Consider the following 12,327-nt stretch of genomic DNA (forward strand, 5'->3'; position numbering starts at 1 on the left):
TCATAACTCATAATTCATAACTTTATCTTATTGAATACTGATTTCGCTTGGTGTAGCGATAAGGCCCCATAATCGCTCCCCAGGTTGCTTTTCCAGTTGCGGGATCGATTCCTTTGTCGTAGCTGTGAAATTCTGTCGCTGTAGCTGCAAAACCTAAAGAAACATGGATGCTATTGCCAAGATAAGTAAAGCTACAACGAGTCTCTGGAAGTGGGGTAGCGGTAAACTTATAGCGATCGCCAGCTAGTTCCTCCTGAGTAACTGTTAGGATACAACCTGGTAGTAAATCTAATTGTTCGGATGTCAGTGTGTTTAATAGAGCAGGATTATCACCTGCGCCTTTTAATCCACCTGGATCTTGAGGCATATAATATTGAACTTCCACCGTTGCGTCAGAGTCGCTGCTTTGACGCAACCGGATAATTCGTTGGCGATAAGGTTGATCTAAGGTATTAACGTTAGCCTGTTCAGCAAATAAGGTGATGCTATCTTCTAGGAACAGATTAACTGGTCTTTGCCACAGACGGAGGTGGACATACCAAACTGGTTCTGCTATGGCTTGTTCCCGATTATCAAATTCACCAGCTAGGTACTCACCTAAAGCAATTAACTGTGGCGAGAAGTTCATAAGTACAATAAATAAATCATTAAGGATAATAATTTTCGGCTAATTTTTTAGGAGAAAAGGTCTGATCTCCTGTAGCTATCAGCTTATAAAATACTTCTAATGTGTATATATTGTAAATGAAACCGTTACCCGCTAAAAGCTCAACTTGGCAAAGTAGCCTTTAAGCGAGAAAATAAAGATACGTCGCCCTTAACATTTCTTTTTTCTTTGTGAATAACGTCCGTACAGTCTCTGATACAAAGCGAACTTTCTACAATCTTCACACCCGTCCGATCAACACTATTTATCGTCGGGTAGTAGAAGAATTGATGGTGGAAATGCATCTGCTGTCAGTAAATATCGATTTTAGCTACAATCCAATTTATGCCTTGGGTGTCGTCACTACTTTTGATCGCTTCATGGAAGGCTATCAACCAGAACGGGATCAAGAATCAATTTTTAACGCCTTATGTCAGGCTATAGAAACAGATCCGCAACAATATCGACAGGATGCCCAGAGATTGCAAGCTGTAGCTAAAGGTTTACCAGTTAAAGATTTAATTGGGTGGCTGGGTCAAACTACTTACTTAGATAGAGATGCTGACTTGCAAGCAACCCTACAAGCGATCGCCAATAATCCTAACTTTAAATACAACCGTTTGTTCGCAATTGGTGTATTTTCGTTATTAGAACAGTCAGATCCCGAATTAGTCAAAGACGAAAAGCAACTCACTGAGGCGCTAAAAGCGATCGCTGCTGGCTTGCATCTTTCTGATGACAAACTCAACAAGGATTTGGAGTTATACCGTTCTAACCTAGACAAAATGGCGCAAGCGCTAGTGGTGATGGCAGATATCCTCTCAGCCGATCGCAAAAAACGCGAGCAACGTAAACAACAATCAACTACTCCAGTTGCTCCTCCAAGTTCCAACGAATAGTTAGAATTTGGCAGTGATGAGTTAGGAGTTATGAGTGAGGAATTGTTAATAACTCCTAACTCCTAACTCTTTGCTTTATACGCCCAATATTTTGTAGATTAAGCTGTTAATTATAGTCAGCGTAAATGCCCCAATAACAGCACTCCAAATCCCATAACGCAAGCGAAAGCCCTCGACTAACCAAGCAGCAATACTAAAACAAACCACGGCAATCATAAATGTGAAAATGCCAGATAATAAGTCTAATGTGAGTAGATTTGGTACTGCAAAAATGAGGCTTAAAATTGGTCTGACTATTGCTGTCACGATACCAAGCACTGCGGCAGAAAGAAACGCTTTACCAGGAGTATCAATTTCAACTCCCAAAGGCAACTTACTAATTATCAACAAGCTGATAGCTGTTACGACCCAAACAATTAAAAGCGTTACGATGTTCATGCCACAACCCCTGATACTAATTAGTAGTTTGTAATTCGTAATTCAGACACACTGAAATACGCTTAATATAAGCGCTTTTCAATCTGTTAACCTATTTAGACATCCTTCTCCAATTTGGTATGAAATGTGGATGGTAATTGGTGATAAATTGCTCAATCTATAGGTGGAAAAATCTTTAAAGCTCAACCAATTATTTGTAAATTAGCAGTTTTTTTTTATCTAGCCGAAATTTATTCTAGATATCTTTAGGTTTGGGAAAAGACTTGCAGGGGAGGTGATGAATGGGGGACAAGGGGACAAGGGAGAAGAAGGAGTGGGGAGCAGGGGGAGAAATCAATTCAAAATTCAAAATTCAAAATTCAAACATTGTAGAACTTCTGCCTCCAGTCTCCTCTTTCCCAATGCCCAATGCCCCATGCCCCATGCCCAATTCCCCTTTCCCTATCTCATCTTTTAAGAGGAGGTTGGGTTTGTTTGGGTGCTACAGGCGCTTGAGGCGCTGGTGAGTTAGGAACTACGGGAGAAATGCCAGGATTGATAGGACTGATGCCTTGTCCAGCTGGAGGCTGAGTGATGCTAGGAAAGGGCACAGAATTAGGTGCTAAGGGGAATTTTGGGGTAATATTCCCTTCGGGATTGATTCCTGGTACTGCACCAGTTCCAGGATTGATTGGGAAAGAGGGGACAGTAGGCTGGTTAGGCGAGTTTATGGATGGTTGAGATGGGCCAGGAATAATTCCCAAAGAAACGCGATCGCCCCCTACTTGTCGTAGCAAATCTAATGTCTCAATCACATCATTGTAAGTTGCTGTGCGCGAAGCATTCAGCACAACAACAGCATTAGGGTTTGCTTGGAGATACTGTTTTAAACTCTGTCTCAAATCTTCCTGTTTTACAGGCTGTTTTTCTATGTAAGTATTGCCCACAGCATCGATGGTAACAATCACACTTCCACTTTGTGACGTTATTCCAGAGACTGTACTGGGGCTGGCTTTAGGCAAATCAACATTTATTGCCTGTTGCCGTGTAAATTGTAAAGCCGCTAATAAAAAAAATGTCAGGATACAAAAAACGACATCAATTAAAGGGATGATTTGAATTTGGACTTCTTCAATTGGAGTATGTAGATTAACTTTCATGTCTCATTCACAAACCTGGTTTGGGGGTTGAATTATTGACTATTAATTAGGTGTATTCGGGGGTTCAGGAGGTTCAGAAACTCTAGTCTTTCCTGGCTTGCGGGGTGGAGTGAAATTTTCTGGCACAATTGCTGATGTCCTATTGCTAAAGTCAGGAGGAGACTGGCGATAGAGCAATTCCATCTCATTCCCTGCCTTCCGAAAAACTTTGACTTGGTTGACTACAAAACTTTGAAATAGACGGTAAAATACCAAACTAATGATGGCAACTATTAGCCCACTTGCCGTACTAATTAAGGATTCACCAATACCAGTAGTCACCCCAGCGGTAGATTCAGTTCCCAAATCGCCAATCCGAATTGAGCGCAGAGAGTGGATTAAACCCAAAACTGTACCCAACAATCCTAGCAACGGCGCTAGAGCAATCACCGCTTCTAAAAGTTTTTCGCCCCTACGCATCCCAGCTAATTCGTCTTCTGCTGTAGCCTCCAGTGCTAGTCGAAAAGTTTCCGCATCAGTTTTGGCAAAACGTAGAGGGGCGTAGAGAAAACGCCCGACAGGCTGATGGCTTGCAAGTCTAGCCATGTCCGCAGCTACTTCCCAATTATCCTGGGCAGCATCTAAGACGCGATCGACTATTTGCTTTTCCTGAGTCAAAATTCGCAACCAGAACCACATACGCTCGAAAATGACGCTCAAAGCCAGAATCGACAAAATGAGTAAAGGCCACATAGCTGGCCCACCCTTGTAAAACAAATCTAAAATATCCACTGTTTAAATTTCCTCCCTCCAGGACTAAAGCAAATGTATTAAGGCATTTTAATTCTAGAGATTAATGCAAAATGAGGGACTTCCAAAATATAAATTTCTCGAAAACCTAAAAAAACAGTGCAAGGATCATGTATTTGACTGAGACTGCTGTACTAATTTGCTGCTGGGTAGGCAATCGAATCATAGACCGGTAATTTTTGGCATACTTTTGCTAGACTTCCTTGTAATACCAATTTGAAAAAAGAATGCAATACATAGATAAGACCTTACCCAACCCTCTATAAGGCTTTGGGGAGGGTGTGCGTCAGTAAGCGTGGGCATCTGGTCGCAAACATTTTTTAAATTGATATAACCTGAAATTTGATTACAGGATATTTTCACGTAAAGGAGAAAAATTTTGGCAGCAGTCCGAGTCCGCCAGCATGTTAATCCACTTGGTAAAAAGTATCAAACACCAGCAAGTCCCCAAGACTTGGAAGAAATTTATGCAAAGCCAAATCAACCACTACATTTAGATATTGGCTGCGCTAAGGGACTGTTTTTGTTGAATATGGCCAAGATAGAATCTAACTGGAATTTTCTCGGCTTGGAAATTCGAGAACCGCTGGTGGTGGAGGCGAATAAGTTACGTTCTGAATTAGGTTTAACAAACCTGCACTATTTATTTTGCAACGTGAATAACTCATTGCACTCACTTTTATCTTCCCTGCCTCCAGAAAGTTTACAACGCGTCACTATTCAATTTCCCGATCCTTGGTTTAAAACCCGCCACGCTAAACGTCGTGTAGTCCAACCAGAACTAGTGGCAGACTTAGCTAAGTATCTTGCGGTTGGAGGGTTGGTATTTTTGCAATCAGATATGGAATTTGTGGCTGTGGAAATGCGCGATCGCTTTGCAGCTAATTCAGCTTTTCAGAAAGTTGGTACAGAAGAATGGTTGGCTGAAAACCCCTTACCAGTCTCCACAGAAAGGGAAATAGGTACGCAAAAAAAAGGTGAACCTATTTATCGGGCTTTGTTTGAAAGAGTGAAAACTACAGAATAGAGATGTTTATAATACCAACTCTATTTCCCAATTTTGAATTTGAAGTTTTATTGAGCAGCCTTATAAATATTTGTTAATATTACTTAAGTATTGCTTATTATCTTTTTATTAAACATTGCCCAAGATTAGAAAATTTTTTGGGACATAAATGTTTTATTAATGGCCACAACTCTGCAGTTGAAGTGATTGATAGAGATATAAACTTTATCAATAAATAGTTATAAGTAAAACTTTCAAGTTATTGTTTAGTGACATAAAAGGTTTATTTATATCTACTTATAAATTTTCAAAACATAATTAAATCATTATTACTATGCTTAAAATGTATACAGATTAGGTAATTGCAGTCCTTAGTGATTCCGCCTATATCTAGTTATATATTCAGAGGAAAATCACAATGAAAAGGAATAAAAAGAATTCAGATTTTCAATTGGACATTAGCAATCTGATTGATAATGCTGTTAGCAATGCACTAGTACGACGAAACCCAAATCAGGATTCAGAAGATGCTTTGCTAACTCTGTCTGATGAAGAAATGGCAAACGTTGCAGGTGGTTTTACAACGGTTACAACATTGAATCCAACCATTGCAGGTGGTATTAGTGTAAAACCGACTAATGATATTCTTGTGATAAAACCGATTATTTGTGGACTAATTGCACAAGACCAGAACTTGATCTCTTGATCTGAAAGCACAAGTCTTTGAAATGACCAATCAGTATTAAACTCTTGGACATTTAATTTGCTTATTTAGGTTGATGGAGAAGAGTCCGACCCAAAATTAGCTGTCAATCTCCATCAGCTTAAAAATACAATTCACTATAGGTTCAATTTATGGAAGACATCGCTACTGAAAAGACTACACTTTGCCCTAGTGCAAGACCAGAATGGCAAGACAGTGTTGTTTTCGGCGTCGTTGGTGGCACAGTCACAGAACCCCGCGTAGCTTATCTTAAGCACCCCCAACCTGTCACAGATGAACTAATAGCAAAGGCTAGTCCAGTAACACCCACTGAAATTTTTCGGACGGCTGCACCCTGTGCAACTAAGGGTTGTCAACATTTTGATGGTAAAGATTGTCGTCTGGCAATGCGAGTTGTAGAAAACTTGCCAAAGGTAGTAGAGGATTTACCACCTTGTTCCATACGCCGAGATTGTCAGTGGTGGCAACAAGAAGGTAAGGCAGCTTGTATGCGTTGTCCACAAGTTATTACAGATAACTACAATCCCTCTGAACTACTAGTTAAGGTGGCGACACCGACTGTTGGCTAAACAAAGCTACAAAGTTTATTTAAGTAATTTAAGAAGAATATCATGTCAATGAACATTCATCACAAATATCTCACAAGTCAAATTGAAATTACGAACTTGATTGAAGAAGCTGTTGTGAATGCATCTGCAAGACGAAAACAAGTTTTAGAACAAAACTCACTCTCAGAACTGTCTGAAGAAGAACAGAAAAACATTACGGGTAGTGGAGTAGCAACAGATGTGAGAGATGCGATAATTTTATTAGGCGGCTATCTACTGGGTTAGTACTGCTGGGTGTAATTTGTAATTTATATACCGCAGATATTTGATTACTTTGGAATGGATGATTTATTTCCAAGGTGCGGTACTAGTTTTAATAATCCTTGCAAAAACAGGTTGTGGTAGTAACTTAACTACCACAATTTTCTCTACATCAAAATTGGTTGATAAATTTAAAAATTATGACATTTGTCTTAAACTATCATATATTGTCGATTATTTAATTGAACAGGGATTATGTAATCAGTTAGAACAACCACCGATTAAGGTAGAATTACTTACAGCTAAAAACTTTAATTTATTAGTTACTTTACCAGGCGATCGCAGAATTAGGTAATAGTGTAACGCCTTCTAGTTCTGGGATAAGTAGGCGGACTTGCCCTTCTCTTGTGTGGAGAAACAGTTGAGTGCCGGGACGCATATGGCGCTTGAGAGTAATCATTAGGTCGATGGAGCGCAGGATTGTTTCTTTGGTATTAGGAGCTGCGATCGCAATATAGATTCCTGGTTGAACAGCAGTTCCTTGCCAGAATTTGCCCACTTTCGGGTTGATAAATTTAACTTGTTGAAGATAGTGTTGAAATTCCTCTGTCGAAAGAGAATGCCCCAGAATTTTGTTGAACTGTTGTAGAGTCACTAACTGAGCTAATATATCTTGCGCCATGAATGTCTACATCTTTTGCTAATTTTGCAAAGTTAATAGATAAAAATTCGGGATTATCAGGAATAACTGCCGATTTCAGGTCATTAATCAAAATTTTGGAACCTTGAGTCTGTTCAGTGCTGTTTTGTTCAAAATTGCTGGGTTTTGGTAGTGTGGATAATCCCATCTGTTTGAGCAGTCGTTTGATATGGCGATCGCTTACCTCAATCCCAAATTCTTTCGCTAGATGTTTCCCCAGCCAGTTTGTTGTCCATCGCCTAAAAGAATACCCATGATCGCGGGGACTACTTTTAATCAGTTCTTTCAAACGTTCTAAATACTCGTCATTTATTGCCTTCGGGCGACCAATAGGGCAATCTTGCCATTGGTGCGCCATCCCTGTTCGGGCTATGTGCATCCAATGCCTTGCTGTTGCTGGACAACACCCCAAAATTTGACAAATTTCAGTTTGGGTTTTTCCCTCATCTGCCAACAACATGATTTCAATACGTTGTTGGTAAGATTCGGGTAAAGTTTTTTCCAAACTTGCTAACAGTAATTTCCGTTGAAATGATGTTAAATACTTACTGTTAGTTCCTTTTATGTATCTTGTTTCAATTTTACTTTGGCAGTCCGACATATACGTATAATTAACTAGATTTGTGGACACACAAATGTTTTCTAAACGATGCAGAATTTTGCAATATCCTACTTCTAGAGATATTGCAAAAGCTAATTTTTTTGCAGATGTAATACTTATTACGATTTATTTTTTATTTTATGCAATAAATAATTGAGTTAAGTAATATGTTTGACAACAGTTTTTAAACATTCCTTTTGTAAGCCTATATTAGGCTACAAATCCAATTTGTAAATTCCGAAAACAGTCGTTAAATTTTAGTAAACTTTTTGTAAATATAAATTTATTCTGAGCAGATAAAAAAGTGATAACGGAGTCGCCATTACCACAGATGAAAATTCGTTTGAAAGATCGCACACGTAATACCAATTCTGTATAAAGATGCGCTTACCCTGCGTCAAACTATATAGATGGGTGCATTGAGTAATTTTGTGATGAGTCGTCCATTCCGAATCGAGATATCAGAAAGCCAAGAAGAATTAGAGACAGCTCTCAAACATGCGACAACGGCAAGCAACAAAGAAAGATTGCAAATGCTTTATTGGGTCAAAAGTGGTCAAGTCAGCAGCAGGCAATCGTTGGCAGAACGCTTAGGGCGTGATGAAGCAACCATAACTCGTTGGGTAAGAAAGTATAAAGATGAACGAAAAAAGGGCTTGTTGTTCGTCAAACATGCACCCGGAGAAGTTCCGATTATCAGTGGTTCAGACTTAGAACGCTTGAAACAACTGATGTCCTCAAAGAAATTACACCTTCCATGATTGCCTCTCTCACTTCTTACGACTTTATCCTTGAAGCTTTATTTAGCGCAGCTTCATAAAGAATTGGTATTAGGGATGTTTATCACTTATGAAGGAGTGCGATTGCCTATCCTCACGAGATAAACTAGTTAACAACTTTTGGGATAAACTTGTTAACAATTTTTTAGTTTTCAGCCATCCTTTCAAGAAAGCTATCACTTTCCATCATTTTTGCAACAACATGTTGCTCATGAACAGGAACAGGCTTTTCATGAAATGGCGAGTTCTTAAACCACGTGTTCCATATAGATTGAGCTTCATGTTTATACTCTTCTGAATTTAACTGCTTCGATTCATCCTTTAAGAAGCGAAGAACGTCTACCACTATTTGATTATCATTTTGGTCTTGTCCTGGTTCATTTTTAGGAAAAACCTTTTGAAATTTTTCAGAAAAAACATCTTTACTCAGTTTTATAGCTGATCTGTAAATATTGTATAGGCTATCAGCAATTAATAATGCAAATCCTAAATAAATAGCTCCTTTAAGAGATTCTAAAAAATATGATAGAGCGTCATCAGCATTTCCCTCAAGTAGGAATAACTCTCCATTTGCTAATTGAATCTCGAATTTTAGTGATTTTTTGTACGTAACACTATCTTTTTTTTCTGTATCTTCATGTACAGCAAAAGGTTCATCTAAAATAGATTCCTCTAAAATGTTTTTAGCAATTTCAATAAGTGCTTCTGCTTCATCTTTTCTATTCAATCTACAATAAGCACGACTGGCCATCAATAACCAGTGACTAGTCCGCTGCTTTTGTCCAATTTTTGATGCATAATATGCAGCTAACAAGAAATTATCAATAGCTTGTTTTTCAAAATTTTGACGATTATCCTTTGTAGATAAATAGAATTCTATCCTACCAGTATTTCCAAAAATTTCTGATGCAGAACGGTACTCAACAAGATCAATGGAACCATTAAAATTTTCATCTCTTATAAATCCAGTTTCATCTTTTATATACTTACATAACTTTTCCCGTATCTTCTCTAATTGATTTCGCCATTTATTGTCATTCAAAAAAGATTGTTGTCCTGAGAGAAATTTATAAGTTATGTCAGCAGAATTATATAAAACAACAATTGGCTGGTATATATTATTTTCGTAATCAGTATTACTATATAAATAAGCTGTTGCTTTGTTTAAATTGCCTTGTAGCAATGCTGCATATACTAATACTAGTTTAGTTTCGTAAATTTTTTGCTTTAAATATTCTTTTAAATAACTAAATGGTAATATTTCTTCTTTGAAATACTTTTCTATTACCTGCTCAATTGTACCAATTATCTTCTCAGATTTAGAAATAGCGTTTCCTAAAAAATAATATTCATCCAGTGTTCTTATAACCGAAGCAGACTCATACCTAATTTGAAATATCTCTTGACAAATCTTGCAATAATTTTTACGAGGTTCATCTTTTTCTATAAGCTCTAAAGATAACCAATTTGTTACTGCATTAACGACTGCCTGTAGCATACCAAGGATAGCATTATAATCAACCCAGCAACCTTGATATATTTTAGAAGGATTTTTAACTTCACTAAATCCAACTACAATTTTTGCTAAACTATGATATTTTCTTTCTAAGGCTTTTATAGAAAAATCATTTAGTTCTATTAGTGATCTGTAACCCATTCCATATTCAACGGCAGCCAATAGGTTATCAATATGAGTTGCAGAAGAAATAAAGTCCCATTTTATATCTATTTTTGACTCTTCAAAGTAACCTTTTATCAAGGTTTTTATCACAGGAGAAGACTTAATATTTTGTCCTAAATATTTATTACCGTCCAATTGGATTTTAACTATTTTATCCTTTAAGCTGTTTCTGATTTTTGCTGAAGTTGAGGATTGAAGGAAATATTTTTTTATTTCAAACGTTAATGTAGTAAAATCACAATCAATTATTTGGATTTTTAATGAATTATTTATTTTACTAAAAAACATTTGATTATCATTTATAGTCATGTATAACTCATAAAGTTCTCTGTGAAAAAACTTAGTTTTACCTAATGATCTATACTTATCAATTACACTCTTGAATTTATTTAAAACTTCATCATCAGGTTGTTCTAATGTTTGATAAATCCATTCATCAAGCCACTTATCATCTTTGTCATTTAAATTTTTATCCTCTCCTTTATTTTGAGGAGAACTAATTTCAGCAATTTTATTTTTAATATCATCTATGAGACTACTAAACTTGGTATAATCATTAAATTTTGAATGTTCAAGTCTACTTACAATACTTTTTATTAGATCAGATTTCCTAGAATCAACGACTAAACACGGCTGCTCATCAGTAGTTAAAAATCCAGCTGATCTAAGTATTTTTTCTGGGCCATCTTTTCTTAACTGCTCACGCTTTTTTATTGCTAAATCTGAATTTTTTTTATCTTTTAAAGATTTAATTTGCTTAGATTCAGTTAAAAAATCCCATAGCTGTAAAAGGTTTGATCTATAAATTGGTAATCCTTTCTCTGGTTGATTTAAAAATAAAAATAACGATTGTCGGCTAATCCCTAAACCCTGAGCGAGTTCCACATTGGTGGACTTAAGTTCTTCTTTAATCTGTTCTAATTCTTGATGCAGCTGCTTCCAGTAACGTGTATCTTCAGCTTTGTACTTTTTTTGTTTTTGCTCGTAACTTGTTTCATCTTCCATTGTTCTGTTTTCCCAATAAATACTTATTTAAAGTAGTGCCTGGCATTGGATTTACAGATGATTTTGGGGTTTTAACCTCTGCCCTTTTGACAGTTGAGCTATATGTAACCCCAGAGCATAAGGAAGCTGCCAATAACAAATTTAAGGAATGGTTTGGCAATCGTTAATATCACAAGGGTTCATCGTCGAATGGCACTAAGAAAAGCGTAAATCCCTGCTATTCCTAGCTTTTGGGTGTGGGGAATTAAGAAGATGTTGAACTCCTTGATGTACTGGCATTCAAATTGTCTCAAACCCTAAACCCTACACCCTACCCCCAACACCCTGCCCTGGCGAGGTTTCATCTTTTCTTAGTGCCATTCGGTTCATCGTCCGCTTCACCTTTTAAAAGGGAACATGGAGCAACGCAATTTCGCTACTAATAGGAGATTTTACGATGGCAGATGTTCGATCAAATCCAGGTTTTGGTATACATGCTGCACAACTCGGAAATTCGATAGCCGAGTTGGCTATAAGCTTTGAACACGATAAGAGAGAACGTGAAAAGTTCACCATGCAATCTGTAGCACAATATCCTGACGATAATGTTGTCATATCTCATAATGGAGGTAAAATATCGGGTAATTACGTTACACACGAACATTTGGAGCTACGCGTGAGTAATGGAATAATTGGATACGAAAGATACCGCTCACCCAAGGGGAAACCGTTTGAATTTGTAAGAAATGGCGATGGTGGCTACATCAACTGGGCTTACTGCGGTGAGTTTACGAGGAAGGATGACAACACTATCGTTGCCGCAGTTCGCAATTAATTAGAGATATTCGTGACAGGAAAGTGGAGCTTCTGTTCTAATGAGACGAGAAATATGGCATCGATTAATCGCTGCTTCCTTCAATCTCTTTTGCACCAGCTGCGCTTTGTTCTTCTGACACCAGTCGCTTATAGCTTCCTACACTGCTAGTGTGCTAGCACAAATTAAAAATAGCTCAATTGCCCTTGCAGCATAAGTTGTGAGGGTTTTTATTCAACCTGTTATAACAGTTTAATTATTTAGTATCCCTCTTCTGTCACTTTCCGAGTATTCTGAATAAAAGGATTAAAAGAAAAA

15 protein-coding genes are annotated in these 12,327 nt (G+C 37.5%); 8 read left to right on the plus strand and 7 right to left on the minus strand.

All coding sequences use genetic code 11. From position 1 onward, the window contains the following. Positions 1-22 precede the first annotated feature (22 nt). Positions 23-628, minus strand: coding sequence for a chromophore lyase CpcT/CpeT (locus tag RMX89_RS16390; RefSeq protein WP_322689633.1), 606 nt, complete (start codon positions 626-628; stop codon positions 23-25). A 209-nt stretch (positions 629-837) separates the two neighbouring features. Here RMX89_RS16390 and psb29 point away from each other — a divergent pair, with 209 nt between their 5' ends. Beyond that, positions 838-1,545, plus strand: coding sequence for a photosystem II biogenesis protein Psp29 (psb29, locus tag RMX89_RS16395; RefSeq protein WP_322673263.1), 708 nt, complete (start codon positions 838-840; stop codon positions 1,543-1,545). 75 nt (positions 1,546-1,620) lie between these two features. On the opposite strand, the gene RMX89_RS16400 is transcribed toward psb29, so the two are convergent. The 3 genes from RMX89_RS16400 to RMX89_RS16410 all read right to left on the minus strand — a co-directional run bounded on the left by RMX89_RS16400 (position 1,621) and on the right by RMX89_RS16410 (position 3,893). Further along, positions 1,621-1,983: a phage holin family protein gene (locus RMX89_RS16400; protein WP_289798955.1), complete on the minus strand. Its 363-nt coding sequence runs from the start codon at positions 1,981-1,983 to the stop codon at positions 1,621-1,623. 446 nt (positions 1,984-2,429) lie between these two features. Next, positions 2,430-3,122, minus strand: coding sequence for an ExbD/TolR family protein (locus RMX89_RS16405; RefSeq protein WP_322673264.1), 693 nt, complete (start codon positions 3,120-3,122; stop codon positions 2,430-2,432). 42 nt (positions 3,123-3,164) lie between these two features. After that, a complete protein-coding gene (locus RMX89_RS16410) occupies positions 3,165-3,893 on the minus strand; it encodes a MotA/TolQ/ExbB proton channel family protein (RefSeq protein ID WP_322673265.1) in 729 nt (242 codons plus the stop codon). 397 nt (positions 3,894-4,290) lie between these two features. On the opposite strand from RMX89_RS16410, the gene trmB reads away from it, so the two are divergent. The 5 genes from trmB to RMX89_RS16435 all read left to right on the plus strand — a co-directional run bounded on the left by trmB (position 4,291) and on the right by RMX89_RS16435 (position 6,805). Next, positions 4,291-4,938 carry a tRNA (guanosine(46)-N7)-methyltransferase TrmB gene (gene trmB, locus RMX89_RS16415; protein WP_322673266.1) on the plus strand — a complete coding sequence of 216 codons (648 nt, stop codon included), beginning with the start codon at positions 4,291-4,293 and terminating at the stop codon, positions 4,936-4,938. A gap of 397 nt (positions 4,939-5,335) precedes the next feature. Next, a complete protein-coding gene (locus RMX89_RS16420) occupies positions 5,336-5,623 on the plus strand; it encodes a hypothetical protein (RefSeq protein WP_322673267.1) in 288 nt (95 codons plus the stop codon). A 149-nt stretch (positions 5,624-5,772) separates the two neighbouring features. Continuing rightward, positions 5,773-6,210, plus strand: a complete 438-nt coding sequence (locus tag RMX89_RS16425; RefSeq protein WP_322689634.1) for a nitrogen fixation protein — start codon at positions 5,773-5,775, stop codon at positions 6,208-6,210. Between the two features lie 42 nt (positions 6,211-6,252). Beyond that, the gene (locus RMX89_RS16430) at positions 6,253-6,474 is read left to right on the plus strand and encodes a hypothetical protein (RefSeq protein ID WP_322685357.1); all 222 of its coding nucleotides are present in this window, start codon (positions 6,253-6,255) and stop codon (positions 6,472-6,474) included. Between the two features lie 58 nt (positions 6,475-6,532). Then, positions 6,533-6,805, plus strand: a complete 273-nt coding sequence (locus tag RMX89_RS16435; RefSeq protein WP_322689635.1) for a hypothetical protein — start codon at positions 6,533-6,535, stop codon at positions 6,803-6,805. Here the strand turns inward: RMX89_RS16435 and RMX89_RS16440 are convergent. Both RMX89_RS16440 and RMX89_RS16445 read right to left on the minus strand, forming a co-directional pair. Continuing rightward, positions 6,779-7,009 (minus strand): hypothetical protein, encoded by a 231-nt coding sequence (locus tag RMX89_RS16440; RefSeq protein WP_322689636.1) that lies wholly within the window; start codon positions 7,007-7,009, stop codon positions 6,779-6,781. The two genes, RMX89_RS16435 and RMX89_RS16440, sit on opposite strands and share 27 nt — an antisense overlap. A 16-nt stretch (positions 7,010-7,025) precedes the next feature. Continuing rightward, positions 7,026-7,751 carry a helix-turn-helix domain-containing protein gene (locus tag RMX89_RS16445; protein ID WP_322689637.1) on the minus strand — a complete coding sequence of 242 codons (726 nt, stop codon included), beginning with the start codon at positions 7,749-7,751 and terminating at the stop codon, positions 7,026-7,028. 434 nt (positions 7,752-8,185) lie between these two features. Here RMX89_RS16445 and RMX89_RS16450 point away from each other — a divergent pair, with 434 nt between their 5' ends. Further along, positions 8,186-8,512 (plus strand): helix-turn-helix domain-containing protein, encoded by a 327-nt coding sequence (locus RMX89_RS16450; protein WP_322689638.1) that lies wholly within the window; start codon positions 8,186-8,188, stop codon positions 8,510-8,512. A gap of 163 nt (positions 8,513-8,675) precedes the next feature. Here RMX89_RS16450 and RMX89_RS16455 read toward each other — a convergent pair whose 3' ends face one another. Continuing rightward, positions 8,676-11,216, minus strand: coding sequence for a hypothetical protein (locus RMX89_RS16455; RefSeq protein ID WP_322689639.1), 2,541 nt, complete (start codon positions 11,214-11,216; stop codon positions 8,676-8,678). 436 nt (positions 11,217-11,652) lie between these two features. Here RMX89_RS16455 and RMX89_RS16460 point away from each other — a divergent pair, with 436 nt between their 5' ends. Then, complete coding sequence (locus tag RMX89_RS16460; protein ID WP_322689640.1) at positions 11,653-12,030, plus strand: hypothetical protein; 378 nt, start codon at positions 11,653-11,655, stop codon at positions 12,028-12,030. The last annotated feature ends 297 nt before the right edge of the window (positions 12,031-12,327 follow it).

Origin of the sequence: Nostoc sp. DedSLP04, from assembly GCF_034530775.1 — a bacterium.
Lineage (GTDB): Bacteria > Cyanobacteriota > Cyanobacteriia > Cyanobacteriales > Nostocaceae > Nostoc.